The organism is Mesorhizobium sp. M0904 (assembly GCF_040319475.1).
GTDB lineage: Bacteria > Pseudomonadota > Alphaproteobacteria > Rhizobiales > Rhizobiaceae > Mesorhizobium.
In genome coordinates, this window is the sequence record NZ_JAMYOC010000026.1 from 36,793 (window position 1) to 52,124 (window position 15,332).

At 63.3% G+C, this 15,332-nt stretch carries 14 protein-coding genes; 4 read left to right on the forward strand and 10 right to left on the reverse strand.

Annotated features, from left to right (window positions below):
- Positions 1–60 precede the first annotated feature (60 nt).
- Together NKH80_RS24645 and NKH80_RS24650 are read right to left on the reverse strand one after the other, a co-directional pair.
- Positions 61–762: a phosphatase PAP2 family protein gene (locus NKH80_RS24645; RefSeq protein ID WP_352476869.1), complete on the reverse strand. Its 702-nt coding sequence runs from the start codon at positions 760–762 to the stop codon at positions 61–63.
- Between the two features lie 14 nt (positions 763–776).
- Entirely contained in the window at positions 777–1,115 is a 339-nt protein-coding gene (locus NKH80_RS24650) for a hypothetical protein (protein WP_023679017.1), read from the reverse strand.
- A 202-nt stretch (positions 1,116–1,317) separates the two neighbouring features.
- Between NKH80_RS24650 and NKH80_RS24655 the strand changes: the two genes are divergently transcribed.
- Complete coding sequence (locus NKH80_RS24655; protein ID WP_352994120.1) at positions 1,318–3,324, forward strand: PhoX family protein; 2,007 nt, start codon at positions 1,318–1,320, stop codon at positions 3,322–3,324.
- A 103-nt stretch (positions 3,325–3,427) separates the two neighbouring features.
- On the opposite strand, the gene NKH80_RS24660 is transcribed toward NKH80_RS24655, so the two are convergent.
- The 4 genes from NKH80_RS24660 to NKH80_RS24675 form a co-directional block, all read right to left on the reverse strand.
- On the reverse strand, positions 3,428–4,108 hold the full coding sequence (locus NKH80_RS24660; protein ID WP_352476871.1) for a GNAT family N-acetyltransferase: 681 nt from the start codon (positions 4,106–4,108) through the stop codon (positions 3,428–3,430).
- On the reverse strand, positions 4,108–4,596 hold the full coding sequence (locus tag NKH80_RS24665; protein ID WP_352994123.1) for a MarR family winged helix-turn-helix transcriptional regulator: 489 nt from the start codon (positions 4,594–4,596) through the stop codon (positions 4,108–4,110). Before NKH80_RS24665 ends, NKH80_RS24660 begins: the two co-directional genes overlap by 1 nt.
- 134 nt (positions 4,597–4,730) lie before the next feature.
- Positions 4,731–5,492, reverse strand: coding sequence for an ABC transporter permease (locus NKH80_RS24670; RefSeq protein ID WP_352509411.1), 762 nt, complete (start codon positions 5,490–5,492; stop codon positions 4,731–4,733).
- A gap of 14 nt (positions 5,493–5,506) precedes the next feature.
- Positions 5,507–6,433: an ABC transporter ATP-binding protein gene (locus NKH80_RS24675; protein ID WP_352876957.1), complete on the reverse strand. Its 927-nt coding sequence runs from the start codon at positions 6,431–6,433 to the stop codon at positions 5,507–5,509.
- Positions 6,434–6,696: 263 nt separating this feature from the next.
- Between NKH80_RS24675 and NKH80_RS24680 the strand changes: the two genes are divergently transcribed.
- From NKH80_RS24680 to NKH80_RS24690, 3 genes are all read left to right on the forward strand, one after another.
- A complete protein-coding gene (locus tag NKH80_RS24680) occupies positions 6,697–8,070 on the forward strand; it encodes a cytochrome ubiquinol oxidase subunit I (protein WP_352994127.1) in 1,374 nt (457 codons plus the stop codon).
- Positions 8,067–9,071: a cytochrome d ubiquinol oxidase subunit II gene (locus tag NKH80_RS24685; RefSeq protein WP_352994130.1), complete on the forward strand. Its 1,005-nt coding sequence runs from the start codon at positions 8,067–8,069 to the stop codon at positions 9,069–9,071. Before NKH80_RS24680 ends, NKH80_RS24685 begins: the two co-directional genes overlap by 4 nt.
- A 102-nt stretch (positions 9,072–9,173) precedes the next feature.
- A complete protein-coding gene (locus NKH80_RS24690) occupies positions 9,174–11,723 on the forward strand; it encodes a mechanosensitive ion channel family protein (RefSeq protein ID WP_352994133.1) in 2,550 nt (849 codons plus the stop codon).
- A gap of 227 nt (positions 11,724–11,950) precedes the next feature.
- Here the strand turns inward: NKH80_RS24690 and msrA are convergent, their stop codons facing one another.
- From msrA to NKH80_RS24710, 4 genes are all read right to left on the reverse strand, one after another.
- A complete protein-coding gene (gene msrA / locus NKH80_RS24695; RefSeq protein ID WP_352476876.1) occupies positions 11,951–12,679 on the reverse strand; it encodes a peptide-methionine (S)-S-oxide reductase MsrA in 729 nt (242 codons plus the stop codon).
- 76 nt (positions 12,680–12,755) lie between these two features.
- Entirely contained in the window at positions 12,756–13,091 is a 336-nt protein-coding gene (locus NKH80_RS24700; protein ID WP_352994136.1) for a hypothetical protein, read from the reverse strand.
- Between the two features lie 78 nt (positions 13,092–13,169).
- Complete coding sequence (locus tag NKH80_RS24705) at positions 13,170–13,880, reverse strand: DUF1223 domain-containing protein (protein ID WP_352994139.1); 711 nt, start codon at positions 13,878–13,880, stop codon at positions 13,170–13,172.
- A 341-nt stretch (positions 13,881–14,221) separates the two neighbouring features.
- On the reverse strand, positions 14,222–15,286 hold the full coding sequence (locus tag NKH80_RS24710) for a TadE/TadG family type IV pilus assembly protein (protein ID WP_352691878.1): 1,065 nt from the start codon (positions 15,284–15,286) through the stop codon (positions 14,222–14,224).
- Positions 15,287–15,332: the final 46 nt, after the last annotated feature.

A 15,332-nucleotide genomic window follows, 5' to 3' on the forward strand; every position in this document is an offset into this window, starting at 1 on the left:
TGCTGGCAGGCTGCGGACATGGCCTGATCAACAGGCTGATTTGAAGTAGTCCGGCCGACGTCAGGTGCCGTCGGCCCGCCCTAGCCATCGCTGCAGCAATCGTGCCGCCAGCCAGCACAGCATCGCCCAGGCAAAGCCGGCGCACCAGCCGGCCAGCACGTCGGACGGCCAGTGGACGCCGAGATAGATGCGGCTGATGCCGACGACCACCGTCGTCAGCACCGCCAGCACGAGTACATAGATCTTCGTTGTGCGCCCGGGCAAAAACCGTGCCGCCATGCTGCCCAGCGTCAAATACGTCACCGCCGACAGCATGGCGTGGCCGCTCGGAAACGAAAGCGATGCCACATCGGCGAGATGCGAGACCAGATCGGGGCGCGGCCGGTCGATATCGAATTTCAGCACGCTTGACAGGAGCTGGCCGCCCGCCACCGCGACGAACATGAGAAGCGCCGCGCCTGGCCTGCGGATAAGGAGCAGATAGACGATCATTGCTGCCGTGATCAGCACCAGCACGCTGGCGCTGCCAAGGCTGGTGACGTCGCGCATCGCTCCTTCCAGCCACGCCGGTCCGATCGGATTGTCAGGCTGGCCGGCCTTGCGGAAGGCAAGCAGGATTTCGGTGTCGAAGGCATGCGGCGTGGTCGCCCGCGCCAGCTCCATCAGTTCTTCGAACCCCCACAGCCCGCCGGCAATGACCAGCCCGGCCAGCAGAACCGGGAACTCCAGCCAGTTGCGCAGTCTGCTTGCAATCTTCTTCATCGGCCCGATCGCAGCTACAGCCTTTGCAGATAGGGCCCGAGCGTGATCAGCGCCACAGCTGCGATGGCAAGCACAATGCCGGTTGCCTGCAAGGCATTGACGCGCTCGCCGAAGAAGACCAGCGCCACCACATTCACCGACACCAGCTGGATCACCGCCGACAGGCTGAACGACACAGACATGCCGAATTCACGGATCAGCCTCAGCATGATCAGATTGCCCAGCGAATAGAGCGCCAACGTCAGCACGATCTTGCCGAGGCTCGGCGCCAGCCCCCACTGTTTTGCGGCCATCGCCGCCAGCAGGAAGATCACCGTCGAAACGCAGAGCTGCCCAAGTCCCCAGAAACTCACTTTTGTTCCTCCCGATGCAGTCCCTACGCGCCTGCCGCAGCTCTTGTTTCCGAAGCGCCGGTCGCGGTCAAGCGGGGCTGATGTTGGATACGAAATCGCAGGTGGCAATTAGCCCGCATGTCATCAAACTGTGACCTGCCGGTAATACCGGATTGGCCAGGCAACACGCTCCAGCAATCCATCCAGCCAGAGGCAGGCCCCCATGACTGAACAGCGCTCGACCGAACACCGCACCCCTGACGCCCATTTCCGCACCAGCCTGCTCGAGGAAAACGATGGGCCAGGAGCCAATCCCACCGACAACCGCACCATGGGTGAGATCATCGCCGCGCGGTTCTCGCGCCGCGGCTTCCTCAAGGGCTCGCTTGCCGTCTCGGCCATAGCCGCTACCGTTAGCCCGCTGGCGCTGATCGCCGCCGACAACGCCCGCGCCGCCGAAGGCTCCGCTTTCGCTTTCGACGAGCTCGAGGCCGGCATCGACGACAAGCATCACGTCGCACCTGGCTATGACGCCGACGTGCTGCTGCGCTGGGGCGATCCGCTGTTCGCCGATTCGCCGGAATTCGATCCGACAAAACAGTCGGCGGAAGCCCAGGCCAGACAATTCGGCTACAACAACGACTATGTCGGTTATATCCCGATCGGCGGCTCGGCCGAGCACGGCCTGCTGGTCGTCAACCACGAATACACCAATCCGCATCTGATGTTCCCGGGCCTCGTCACCATCGTCGATGGCAAAGCCAAGCAGGCGCCCCTCAGCAAGGAGCAAGTCGATGTCGAGATGGCCGCGCATGGCGGCACCATTGTCGAGATCCGCAAAGAAGCCGGCAAATGGCAGGTCGTGCGCGACGGCAAGCACAACCGCCGCATCACCTCCAATACCGAGATGGCACTGTCTGGCCCCGTCGCCGGCCACGACCGCGTCAAGACCAGCACCGACCCGAGCGGCACGAAGGTCATCGGCACCCTCAACAACTGCGCCGGCGGCGTCACGCCGTGGGGCACCTATGTCATGGCCGAGGAGAACATCCACGGCTATTTCTCGGGCGAGCTGCCGCAGGGCCATAACGAGGCGGCCAATTACAAGCGCCTCGGCATTCCCGAAGGCGCCTATGAATGGGCGGCGCATCACGACCGTTTCGATATCGGCAAGGAGCCGAACGAGCCGAACCGCTTCGGCTGGATCGTCGAGGTCGACGTCCAGGATCCGACGTCGGTGCCGAGGAAGCGCACCGCCATGGGCCGTTTCAAGCATGAGGGCGCAGAATCGATCGTCGCCAAGGATGGCCGTGTCGTCTTCTACCTCGGCGACGACGAGCGTTTCGACTATGTCTATAAGTTCGTCACCACAGGCAAGTTCAATCCGGACGATCGCGCCGCCAACATGAATTTGCTCGACGACGGCACCTTGCATGTCGCCAAGTTCGCCGAGGACGGTTCGATCGAATGGCTGCCGATCGTCTTCGGCCAGGGGCCGCTGGGGGCGGAAAACGGCTTTGCCAGCCAGGCCGACGTGCTGATCGAGACGCGCCGTGCCGCCGACCTGCTTGGCGCCACCAAGATGGACCGCCCGGAAGACATCCAGCCCAATGCCGCCAATGGCAAGGTTTATGTCATGCTGACCAACAATTCGAAGCGCAAGGCCGATCAGGTCGACGCCGCCAATCCGCGCGCCGAAAACGCCTTTGGCCATATCATTGAGATCGTCGAGGATGGCGGTGATTTCGCTGCGACCAAGGGCAAGTGGGAAATCCTGCTGAAATGCGGTGATCCCGCCGTGGCCGAAATCGGCGCCACCTTCTCCACCGCAACCACTGCCAATGGCTGGTTCGGCATGCCGGACAATTGCGCGGTCGATTCGGCCGGCCGCCTCTGGGTTGCTACCGACGGCCAGGGCCCGAAGGCCACAGGCCGCACCGACGGCCTGTGGGCGGTCGACACGGAAGGCCCGGCGCGGGCGACCTCAAAGCTGTTTTTCCGTGTGCCGATCGGCGCCGAAATGTGTGGTCCCCTGTTTGCGCCGGACGACCAGACTGCTTTCGTTGCTGTCCAGCATCCAGGCGACGGTGGCGAGGACTGGGAGGCTTTTGGGCGTCCCTCCTATTATGAGGATTTGTCGACCCGCTGGCCTGACTTCAAGCCGGACATGCCGGTGCGCCCGGCGGTCGTTGCCATCACCAGGCAAGGCGGCGGCAAGATCGCGGTCTGAGACGCAGGAAGGCCTTGCAGTCTCGAGGAAGGATTTCGACCATACGAAATCCTTCCTTTCCTGATATGAGATGCATCCATGCTGCGCATCATGCGCCGACCAATCATTCGGTGCGCTGAACCACGGCCACATTCATTGTGCTTCGCAACCTGAAGCCAATGGACTCGTATAGTCTGATGGCCGTGGCGTTGCTGGCATAGGCGTGGAGATAGGGAACTTCGCCGCGCGCCATTATCCGGTTTGCCACGAACAGGGACAGCAGCTTGCCTAGGCCACCGCCGCGAAATTCCGGATGTGAGCACACCCCGCTGAGTTCGGTATAGCCAGGTTGCTTCATGCGCTCGCCGGCCATTGCCACAAGTCTGCCCTCGATTTTCACGCCCCAAAAATCGCCCAGGCTCAGGGCTTCGAGCGTGAATGGGCCAGGCTTGGTGAGCAATGCCAGGGCGAGCATCTCAGCCGCATCGTCTCGGGTCAGACGTTGCACACGTTGGTCAGACACGGTTTGCAACGGCCGCTCGGCAATCATTTGAACCCCGGCTGCGGTGGAAGTCGCAAAAAGCCCCGCGGGCAGAGCAATGGCGTCCGACTGAAGCAGGATGACACTCTCGCCCGCGGAGACAAGCTGTTCGAGCGCCCGCAGGCTTTCGGCGTCGTCGGCGCCAGTGGCGGCGAACGGAACGATCGACGGCCGATACCGCCTGGCGAGGTCATTACCTTGTGCGAACGCCCGATGTCGCGTCTGAAGCGCGCTCCAGATAGGGCGGTCGAGCAGGTGTCTCATTACGCCGCGGCCTCCGGATTTTTCACTCGACGGTCGAGAGGAGCCGCGGCTAGACCGTCCTCGATGGCGGTCAGCTGCTCAAGAAGCGGCCCCGAAAGATCCGCGCACAAATCCGCAACGGCGTTTTCGATGCGCGGCCAGACCTCGCGCTTTGCGACATCGACCAGCCGCCGGCCGTCCCGAGTGAGAGAGACAATCCTGCGCCGCTGGTCATCGGTCGACGGACTAACCTCGAGCAATCCCAATCCGGCCAGAAGCGAGACGCTTCGCGTTATACCTGGCTGCGCGATGCCAAGCGATTGCGCCAGTTCCCCGACAGGCAGCGGGCCCAGCCTGTCGAGCGCGGCCAGCAGTGGGTATTGGCTCGCCTGAACCGGAACATCCAGCCGGTCCAGCAGGCGCTGCGCCTCCGCTTGCAGTTGCTCGCCTATACGCTTCATCCTGCTGCCCAGGCACAAAAAACCAAGCGATCGTACGACGTCTTCCATATGCCAATCCGTCTCGCGAAAAACAATAACATGATATATAACAAGACATGAAGATCAAGGGCATCGTCGCAAGGGCTGCACTCAGCGCTGTTTCCGTTGACTGATAAGGCTGCTTTGCCTGGCAGGCCAGTCGATCAGTTGCGCAGCCGGTAGCCGGTCCTGAAGATCCAGGCGACGATTGCTATGCAGACGAGCAGGAAAACAACCGTCATGCCGAGGCTGACGCCGACCGAAACGTCGGATTTGCCGTAGAAGCTCCAGCGGAAGCCACTGACCAGGTAGACGACCGGGTTGAACAGCGTCACCGTGCGCCAGATGCCGGGCAGCATGTTGATCGAATAGAAGCTGCCGCCGAGGAAGGTCAGCGGCGTGATGATCAGCAGCGGCACCAGCTGCAGCTGCTCGAAGCTCTTCGCCCAGATGCCGATGATGAAGCCGAAGAGGCTGAAGGTCACCGCCGTCAGCACCAGGAAGGCGAGCATCCAGAACGGATGCTCGATGTGAAGCGGCACGAACAGCGAGGCCGTCGCCAGGATGATCAGGCCAAGCACGATCGACTTTGTCGCCGCACCCCCGACATAGGCGATGACTATCTCCAGATAGGACACCGGCGCCGACAGCAATTCGTAGATCGAGCCGACGAATTTCGGAAAATAGATGGCGAAAGAAGCGTTGGAGATCGACTGCGTCAGCAGCGACAGCATGATCAGCCCCGGCACGATGAAGGCGCCGTAGCTGATGCCGTCGATCTCGGTGATGCGCGAGCCGATGGCCGAGCCGAAGACGACGAAATAGAGGGACGTCGAAATGACCGGCGAAACAATGCTCTGCAGCACCGTGCGAAGGGCGCGCGCCATCTCCACCCGATAGATCGCCCATACCGCATGAAGGTTCATGACCGAGCGCGGGTTCATGCCTGTTTCCTCACCAGATTGACGAAGATCTCCTCGAGCGAGCTGTTTTCCGTATCGATGTCGCGGAACTGGATGCCGGCCGCCTCGAGCTCGCGGATCAACGAGGCGACGCCCGGCCGTTCGCTCTGGTTGTCATAAGTATAGGTCAGTTGCCCGCCATCCGGCGAAAGCTCCAGCGCGTAGCGCGAAAAGGCGTCGGGAACGGTGGCCAGGGGACTGCGCAGTTCCAGCACAAGCCGCTTGCGGCCGAGCTTCCGCATCAGCTCGGCCTTGTCCTCGACCAGCACGATCTCGCCGCGGTTAATGACGCCGACGCGGTCGGCCATCGCCTCCGCTTCTTCGATGTAGTGCGTGGTCAGGATGATGGTGACGCCGTCTTCGCGCAGCCTGCGCACCATCGCCCACATGTCCTGGCGCAGCTCGACATCGACGCCTGCCGTCGGTTCGTCGAGGAACAGGATGCGCGGCTCGTGCGACAACGCCTTGGCAATCATCAGCCGGCGCTTCATGCCGCCGGATAGCGTGATCGCCTTGGCGTCCTTCTTGTCCCAGAGCGACAGGTCGCGCAGCACCTTTTCGATGAACGCCTTGTCCGCCGGCTTGCCGAACAGGCCGCGGCTGTAATTGACCGTCGCCCACACGCTCTCGAAGGCGTCGATGGTCAGCTCCTGCGGCACCAGCCCGATCAGACTGCGCGCCGCGCGGTAGTCGCGGTTGATGTCATGGCCGTCGACGGTGACGGAACCCGACGAGCGGTTGACGATGCCGCAGACGATCGAGATCAGCGTCGTCTTGCCGGCGCCGTTCGGCCCGAGCAGCGCAAAGATCTCGCCGCGCACTATATCGAGATTGATCTCCTTCAGCGCCTTGAAGCCGGTGGCGTAGGTCTTGGTGACCCCGGAAATCGAGATGATCGGCTGCATGGCTGAAAACGGCTGCTTGAAACAGAGTTGTTGATTTAATCCGCTGAATGTCGGTTCGCAAATCCGGATGTCAATGCCGCTCCTGACAGTTCTGGACATCGAGGTTCGCCGGAATAGGCGACACCTGCCCGATCGTCCAGCCAAATTCCGCGCAGAAGCAGATTCACCGGCACTGCGGCGTTCCGCCTCGCGGCGGGACGCCGCTTTGACCGTCCCGCGCATGAAGCCTATCCTTGTACAAACAAGCAGCAGCCGGAGCCGCCATGGACCCGCTCATCCTGTCGCGCATACAGTTCGGCGCGAACATCTCGTTCCACATCCTGTTCCCGGCGATCACCATCGCGCTCGGCTGGGTGCTGCTGTTCTTCAAGCTCCGCTACAACGCGACCAACGATTCCGCCTGGATGCGCGCTTATTTCACCTGGGTTAAGGTATTCGCGCTGTCCTTCGCCATGGGCGTGGTTTCCGGCGTCACCATGAGTTTTCAGTTCGGCACCAACTGGCCGGGCTATATGGAGACGGTCGGCAACATTGCCGGCCCGCTGCTGGCCTACGAGATCCTGACCGCCTTTTTCCTCGAGGCGGCGTTCCTCGGCATCATGCTGTTCGGCTTCCGCCGCGTCTCGAACCGCATCCATACGCTGGCGACGGTGCTGGTGGCCGGCGGCACCACCTTGTCCGCCTTCTGGATCATAGCACTCAATTCGTGGATGCAGACGCCGGCCGGCTTCGAGATGCGCGATGGTGTAGCGCACGCCACCGACTGGTGGGCCGTTGTCTTCAATCCGTCCATGCCCTACCGGCTCGTCCATATGCTGCTTGCTTCGGGGCTGACCGTCTCGTTCCTGATCGCCGGCCTGTCGGCGCTGCGCTATCTCTACGGCGATCGTTCGGAATCGATGTGGAAGGCGCTGCGCACCGGCGTCTTCACCGCCGCGATCCTGATCCCGATCCAGATCTTCGCCGGCGACCAGCACGGCCTCAACACGCTCGAACACCAGCCGCAGAAGATCGCCGCCATGGAGGCCAACTGGAACACCGGTCCCAACGTGCCGCTGGTGCTGTTTGCGCTTCCCGATGAAGCGGCGAGCGAGAACAGGTTCGAGCTCACCATTCCCGACGGCGCCAGCCTCATCCTCAGGCACAGCGCCGGCGGCGTCGTGCCGGGGCTGAACGATTATGCCGGCAACCATCCGCCGGTATTTCCGGTGTTCTGGGGCTTTCGCATCATGGTCGGCACAGGCCTCCTTATGCTCGCCGTCTCCTGGTCGGCGGCCTTCTTCCTCAAGCGCCGCCACAGCCTGCCCAAGCCGCTGGCGCTCGTCATGGTGCCGATGGCGCTGTCCGGCTGGCTGGCGACGCTGGCCGGCTGGTACACCACCGAGATCGGCCGCCAGCCCTGGCTGGTCACCGGCGTGCTGCGTACCGCCGATGCTGTCGGGCCGGTCGCCGGCAGCCATGTCGCGCTGTCGCTCGCGGTCTATCTCAGCCTCTACGTGCTGCTGCTGATCGCCTATCTCGGCGTGTTGGTGCATCTGGCATTGAAGGCGGCGAAGGATGGAGACACCTCGCCGCTGCCGGGCGTCATGAACAGGCCGCTGTCGCAGCCGGTTGCGCAACCAGGAGAAACATCATGAGCTTCGACTGGCCGACCCTGCTGCCTCTGATCTTCGCCGGGCTGATGGGCCTCGCCATCCTGATCTACGTCATCCTCGACGGCTTCGATCTCGGCATTGGCATCCTGTTCGCCGCAGCCGAAGGCACCGAACAGGATACGATGATCGCCGCGATCGGCCCGTTCTGGGACGCCAACGAGACTTGGCTGGTGCTGGCGGTCGGCCTGCTGCTGGTCGCCTTCCCGCTGGCGCACGGCACCATTCTGACCGCGCTCTACATTCCGGTTTTCGTGCTGCTGGTCGGCTTGATCCTGCGCGGCGTCGCCTTCGATTTCCGCGCCAAGGTGCCGGCCGGCAGGAAACACCGCTGGAACCGCATCTTCTTCCTCGGCTCGGTCGTCGCTTCGCTGGCGCAAGGTTATATGCTCGGCATCTATGTGCTCGGCCTCGACGTCGGCCCTGGCGGCATGGCGTTCGGCGCGCTGGTGGCGCTCTGCCTTGCCGCGGCCTACGCGGCAATGGGCGCGGCCTGGGTCATCTATAAGACCGAAGGCGATCTGCAGAAGAAGGCGGTGCTGTGGCTGCGCACGGCGCTGGTGCTGACCGCGCTCGGCATGGTCGCGGTATCGCTGGCCACGCCCTTTGCCAGCGCGCGCATCTTCGACAAATGGTTCGTCTGGCCGGCCATGCTCTATTTGTCACCGCTGCCGATCCTGTCGGCAGTGCTGTTCCTGTGGCTGTGGCGCCAGACCTTCCATCTGCCGAAACCCGGCGACCGCCACGCGCTGCTCCCGTTCCTGACCTTGGCCGCTATCTTCACGCTCGGCTTTGCCGGCCTCGCCTGGTCTTTCTACCCCTTCGTGGTGCCCGACCGGCTGACCATCTGGCAGGCTGCTTCGGCACCCGAAAGCCTGGCCGTCATCCTGGTCGGCACGGTCGTCGTGCTGCCGATCATCATCTTCTATTCGTTCTTTGCCTACCGGGTGTTCGCCGGCAAGGCGACGGATCTGACCTATGACTGACCGGCATCGCCGTCGCAGCTTGAAACAGAATATTCATCTTCAAGCGGAATAACCTTCTCTGGCCGGCCCAGCAGAATCGCCGGCAAGAAGAAGGGCAACAGAATGAACCCCTTTTCTGCGGCAGGACCGGATCGGCTGCTGCTTTTGCTGATCCGGACGGTCGCGCTGATCGGCGCACTCGCGCTTGCCGGCCTGCTGCCGGCGATGCCGCAGGCGCATGCCCAGGACGCGGCCAACTGGACCGGCGTGTGGGACACGAAGTGGCGCGGCGGCGGCGCCCAGATCAAGTTCGAGCAGACGGGCACTGACATAAAGGGCGTGTACCCGCTTTATAACGGCCGTATCGAGGCCAAGGCCGAAGGCGACAAGCTTGTCGGCCACTGGTTCGAAGGCGACCGCCAGGGCGCCTTCACCTTCGTCCAATCGCCTGACGGCGGCAGCTTCATGGGCCGCTTCGATGCCGCCACCGCCGAATGGTGGACAGGTGTGCGCGTCAGCGCCGTCGAGGACGTGCGTGTCGACCAGTCGAGCCCGATGAGCACCATGCGCTCGTTCCTGCAGACGATGAACGAGAGCGGCGCCGACAACGTGCCGCGCGCCACCGGCGGCGGCATGGGTCTTGCCGGTCTGGCGGCGGGTCTCGTCGATGTCACCGAGGCCGACCGCGGTGGCCTCAACATGCCCGATTACACCAAGCTGCTGTTCACCGTCATCGACAACGCGACGTTCCGTCTGTGGAGCCTGCCGCATGACGCGATTGCCGGCGACGAGGTGACGGCGACGCTGCCGCAATACGGCACCAGGATCTCCTTCGCCGTCACTTTTCGCCGCAAGAATGGCGACTGGTTCATCGTCGGGCCGCCACTTGGCGAGCTCCAGGCAAAGCTCGCCGAATTCCAGGAAGCGCGTGGCGAAGCCGTCGACATGGTCGACGATCCGAGCAGGCTCGCCTCACCGCGCGACACGTTCAAGGTACTGTTGAGCGGCCTCACCGAAGCCGGCGACCCGGCCCAGGCGGCGCTCGACCTGCGCAACTACAGTCAGGCGGTGCGTGGCGACGAGGCGTTCCTGCTCGAGCGCTATCTCAAAAAGGTCATCGACCGCATCGGCTATGTCTATTGGCAGGAGATCCCCGACGATCCGAAGAGCAACACCCCCTTCGTCTATTTCGAGCATCCCGCCGGCAACATCGTCATCGGCCCGGTCGAGACTGACCCCGACGGCACCGGCAAGCGCAAGATCTGGCAGTTCACGCCCGAGACGCTCGCCCACATCCGCGCGCTCTACGCCGACGTCGAAGACGTGCCGGTGGCGCCGGAATTCGCCGCCTTCGCCAGCACCGACCCGTTCTTCATCGCCCGTGGCCTCGCCCGCGAGATCAGCCCCGGCCTGCTCACCCGCGCCGGCCCGATGGAGCACTGGCAATGGTGGATGCTCGGCCTTGCCGCACTGGCCGGCATCGTCTTCGGCTTCATCGCCAATGCGCTGATTTCCTTGTTTGTCCGAAGGACGGAAAGCTCGGCCTTCTTCCGCATCGTCGAATGGGCGGTGCGCTCGATCGTGCTTGGCTTCTTCCTGCTGTTGACGCTGCGCCCGCTCGGTCTGCCGCAAGTGGTCGCCGCCCCGGTCAAGGCAATCGCCTGGAGCCTGATCGTGATCGGCGCGGTGCCGGTGGTCTGGCATCTGATCGGCAAGGTCGCCGAACACTATCGCGGACTTTGGCAAGTGCCTGGCTATCACGACACGCTGATTTCGCTGTCCACCGGCGTCGCGCGCGTCGCCGTGCTGGTCGTCGCCTTCCTGCTGTTGGCAGAAGTGCTCGCCATCCCCTACGAAGGCGTCATCGCCGGTCTCGGCATCGGCGGTCTGGCGGTGGCGCTGGCCGCGCAGCCGACGCTGCAGAACTTCCTCTCCGGCCTGACGCTCTATGCCGACCGGCCGGTAAGCGTCGGCGACTTCTGCAAGTTCGGCGACCAGTCCGGCACGATCGAGCATATCGGCATGCGCTCGACGCGCATCAGGTCGCTCGACCGCACGATCATCTCGGTGCCGAACTCGGATTTCGCCGGCATGCAGATCGAGAACTACGCCCATCGCGACCGCACCCGGTTCGCGACGACGCTGCAGCTGCGCTACGAAACGACGCCCGATCAGCTGCGTTACGTCCTGGCCGAGCTGCGCAAGCTGCTGATTGCCCATCCGCGCGTTATCGATGAGCCGTGCCGCGTGCGCTTTGCCGGCTTCGGCGCCTATTCGCTCGATATCGACGTGTTCACTTATATCAAAACCGCCGACGTGGCCGATTTTCAAGCCATCCGCGAGGACATCCTGTTGTCCATGATCAACGTCATGGATGATGCCGGCGCGCAGTTCGCCTTCCCTTCGTCACTGGAATACAGAGCCACCGACCTTCCGGTCGACGACGAAAAACGCATTGCCGCGGAGAAAAGGGTCGGCGATTGGCGCGAGGCGCAAAATCTGCCTTTCCCCGACTTCAGCCAGATCGACAAATTTGCCCTCAACAACACGCTTGCCTACCCGCCGGAGGGCTCGGCGCATTATCGCGAGACAGAGCCCGACCCGGACTCGGCCGAGGCAAAGGCGACGCTGGAGAAAGTGCGCTGGAGCCTGCCCTGGAAAAAGGGGAGGTAGTTTCGAGACGTTGGCGGGACAGCACCCCCCTCTGGCCTGCCGGCCATCTCCCCGCAAGGGGGGAGATTAGCAGTTTCAGCGCTCCGCTCGTCCTGAACGTTGGAGATTTGGCGAAGGTCGAGGTGATAGCCGATCTCCCCCCTTGCGGGGGAGATGTCCGGCAGGACAGAGGGGGGTGCGAAGGATCGCCGACGCTTATTCTCCGTCGCGCCCGCCGGCGCAAAAGCTCAGCTCTTGTTGGCGGCCAGCACCAGCACCGGCTTTTCGCTGTAGAGGTTGGGGAACAGCCGCTTGAGGTTCTCGACCTTGGGCAAATCGTTGTAGACGATATAGGGATAGGTCGGGTTGAGGGTCAGAAAGTCCTGGTGGTAGTCCTCGGCCGGATAGAAGCTCTTGCCGGTCTCCAGCGTCGTCACGATCGGCTTAGGAAACACCTTGGCCTTGTCGAGCTGGGCGATATAGCTTTCGGCGATCTTTTTCTGCGTGTCGTTTTCGGCAAAGATCGTCGAACGGTACTGTGTGCCGCTGTCCGGCCCCTGGTAGTTCAGTTGCGTCGGATTGTGCGCCACTGAGAAATACACCTGCAGCAGCTGGCCGTAAGTAACCTTGGACGGCTCGTAGGTGATCTCGACGGATTCGGCATGGCCCGTCCGGCTGGTGCCGACCATTTCATAGACGGCCGTGTCCTTGTCGCCGCCGGCATAGCCGGAGACGGCGCTGGTGACACCCTTGACGTGCTGGAACACGCCTTGCACACCCCAGAAGCAGCCGCCGGCGAAGACCGCCTTTTCGGTGCCGGCGGTGGCCTTCTCGTCCATTGCCGGCGGCGGGATCACCACCGCGTCTTCGGCCGAGACTGCCGGAGTCTGCCAGAATACGGCGGCGGCGGCCGTGAGGATGAGCGCGGCAGCTGCTGCTTTTGCGAAAATCGACGATCGTTTCACGGCTGCGGTCATGTCTGATCTCCCATGATGTGGTGTGGATTATACGACGGATAGGTCCGCCGGGCTCTCACATTGCTGTGCGCATCGCCTATTTGGCCGGAGCCATGGCATCGCAGGCCTTGGTCGCCTCTGCCTTCTTCATGGCGTCCGTCTCGGCGTCGGCCTTGTTCATGCAGTCGGCCTTCATAGGATCTGTCGCCTTCATCGCGGTCGTGGCCATCGCGTCAGCCGCCATGGCGCCGGCCGGCTTCATTGCGTCCGTTGCCGGCTTCATGGCGCCCGCTGCCGGCTTCATGGCGTTTGTCGCCATCGCCGGCTTCATCGCATCTTCGGCCCGCGCCGCGCCTCCTGCGAACAGCGCCGTCGAGCAAAGTGCGAAGGCGAGTGCCGCCAGGGTCGGGCGATTGGTCAAACGATTGGTCATGATGATCTCCTTGGGTTTGGCAGGGGTTGACGGCATGCGGCGGCGCCGCTGCGCGTTGGGGGAATTTCGGGAGGGTTTCTAGTTCGTAGCGGCAGCAAGGATCGGCCCGCCGCCCGGCACCTGCACCAGCACCGCCGTGCTAAGGCCGCCCATCGTCGCCGGCAGCGGCAGCGCGGTGGCGTCGCCGGTCCAACTGCCCAGCCTGGTCAGCGAATGCACGACATTGGCGTGCGGCAGCGTGCGGCCGGTGTTTTCTCCGCGCGCCACCGGCACCTCGACGACGCCCTTGCCGTAACGCACCAGCCAGACGTCGGCCTTGCCGCCGGGAACCGGACCGGCGCCGATGCTGACCGTCCCGTCGGCGAGCGACAGCGAAGGTCCGTCGGCGTGGCCGCCGCTCGAAATCAGCTGCTCGATCTCGCCCGGCCTGGCGCCGACCGCATCGGCCTTGCCGTTGACCACCACTTGCGGCGTGAACGGGCCGGAACGGCCGAGCGACGGTTCATAGCGGACCTGGCGCTGCGTGAATTCTTCTTTGCCGAATGTGTCCTTCCAGCCGAGATAGTCCCAGTAGGTGACGTTGAAGTACAGCGCCAGCACGCCGGGCCGGTCCTTGACCTTGATCAGATTGGCGTTGGCCGGCGGGCAGGACGAGCAGCCCTGGCTGGTGAACAGCTCGACGACGGTCTGCGTCTGGCCGGCGGCCGCGCCGGTTGCCGACAGCACAGTTGCCGAAAACAGCATTGCGGCGAGCCCCTTCAGGGCTGTGCTGCGTCTCGATCCGGTCATCGCTGTTCTCCTGTGCGGTTCCATGTCCACACTTCGCCGCCGACAGACGGTTCGTTACAGCATCACCGCTTCGTGATCGTTCGCAGCTCTCCCTTCCCCTTGTGGGAGAAGGTGGATCGGCGCGAAGCGCCGAGACGGTTGAGGGGTGCTGGAAGAAATGAGGCGTCGGCGTTCCCTGGAACACCCCTCATCCGACCGAGCTTCGCTCGGCCGCCTTCTCCCACAGGGGGCAAAGGGAAGACGGTCGCTCGCAACCAACACGCCACCCGGTGTGACGGGCGGCGGTGTGATGGACGGGCAGCCTAAGCGGGCCGATATCCCTCGCACTCAGCTGCGGCGTCCTATTGTGTCAACAGCGTTTCCGATGCCCGCTGATTGAAGGCGCACTTGCCGGTTACTGTGTAGAAAAAGTCCGCGTTGGAATCGGTGATGGTCGGAGATGTCGGCACCGGCGATCCCCCGTCTTCCCACGCTTGTGTGCTGGTCTGGCCGCACGGCACCAGCGTAAAGATATCGACCGTTTGGCCACTGGCGATCTCGACGCCGTCCGCGTAGAGGCGGTTCGATGTTGCCGGATCGTTCGATTTGAGCACCGTTGGATTGCCTGACGGCACATCCATCTGCAGATAGAGCTGGTCCATCTGGCTGACGTCGATCACCGCGCCGGCACCGGTCGCCGGGTACATGGTGTTGACGCAGGTGGTCGCATATTTCTTGCCGTTGGAAGCGGTCTGGGTGATCGTGGTGCTGGGCAGCCCATAAAAGCTGAGCACCGTGGTGGTCGTACACACCTGCTGCTGGACCGTAGTGATCGTCGCTCCGTTGATGGTGGAGACGGTCGCCGTGCCATAGCCTTTCGGATCGCCATAACCGTTGTATGTGTAGGTGATCTTCATCAGCTTGTTGGCCACCGTGTCCCCGAATTTGGTGCCGTAGAGCGTCATTGTCTTGCCCCACCAGCCCGAGACCTTGGTCACCTTGAACGTGGCTTGCACCAGCGCCGGCCGCTTTGTCACTGCGGACGCAACGCCGACCTGCACCGTGTTGATCCTGGCGATCTGCATGAAATTCGTCGGCATGGCAAAGCCGGCCGAAGCCTTGATGCTGGCGGCGCCGTCGGTGGCGACGACGAAGCTGTCGAGCTTGGCCGTGCCTTGCCCGCCATTGGCCAGGTATACCTCCTGCAGTTTTACCTGGCGGTCCGCCAATGAGGTGTCCGTCGCAAGCGTCGTGATCGACAGCGACGCTGCATCGAGGGCGTTCTGCATCGATGCCCTGGTTGAAACCGCCGAGGTATAGTCGATGGAAAAGCCCAATGCGGCAACCATCGGGATAAGCAGGATGGCGAGCATCGGCGCGAACGAGCCGCTCACCGATCTGAGAAACTTGCGTGCTGACAGCGGCATTCCGATCCCCCGAAACGGCGATAGACCGGTGGGCTATCACGCCGGG

Bases quoted from the DNA above. Each gene is read 5' to 3' on its own strand.
- NKH80_RS24645 (WP_352476869.1), bottom strand. From the start codon at position 762: ATGAAGAAGATTGCAAGCAGACTGCGCAACTGGCTGGAGTTCCCGGTT.
- NKH80_RS24655 (WP_352994120.1), top strand. From the start codon at position 1,318: ATGACTGAACAGCGCTCGACCGAACACCGCACCCCTGACGCCCATTTC.
- NKH80_RS24660 (WP_352476871.1), bottom strand. From the start codon at position 4,108: ATGAGACACCTGCTCGACCGCCCTATCTGGAGCGCGCTTCAGACGCGA.
- NKH80_RS24665 (WP_352994123.1), bottom strand. From the start codon at position 4,596: ATGGAAGACGTCGTACGATCGCTTGGTTTTTTGTGCCTGGGCAGCAGG.
- NKH80_RS24670 (WP_352509411.1), bottom strand. From the start codon at position 5,492: ATGAACCTTCATGCGGTATGGGCGATCTATCGGGTGGAGATGGCGCGC.
- NKH80_RS24675 (WP_352876957.1), bottom strand. From the start codon at position 6,433: ATGCAGCCGATCATCTCGATTTCCGGGGTCACCAAGACCTACGCCACC.
- NKH80_RS24680 (WP_352994127.1), top strand. From the start codon at position 6,697: ATGGACCCGCTCATCCTGTCGCGCATACAGTTCGGCGCGAACATCTCG.
- NKH80_RS24685 (WP_352994130.1), top strand. From the start codon at position 8,067: ATGAGCTTCGACTGGCCGACCCTGCTGCCTCTGATCTTCGCCGGGCTG.
- NKH80_RS24690 (WP_352994133.1), top strand. From the start codon at position 9,174: ATGAACCCCTTTTCTGCGGCAGGACCGGATCGGCTGCTGCTTTTGCTG.
- msrA (WP_352476876.1), bottom strand. From the start codon at position 12,679: ATGACCGCAGCCGTGAAACGATCGTCGATTTTCGCAAAAGCAGCAGCT.
- NKH80_RS24700 (WP_352994136.1), bottom strand. From the start codon at position 13,091: ATGACCAATCGTTTGACCAATCGCCCGACCCTGGCGGCACTCGCCTTC.
- NKH80_RS24705 (WP_352994139.1), bottom strand. From the start codon at position 13,880: ATGACCGGATCGAGACGCAGCACAGCCCTGAAGGGGCTCGCCGCAATG.
- NKH80_RS24710 (WP_352691878.1), bottom strand. From the start codon at position 15,286: ATGCCGCTGTCAGCACGCAAGTTTCTCAGATCGGTGAGCGGCTCGTTC.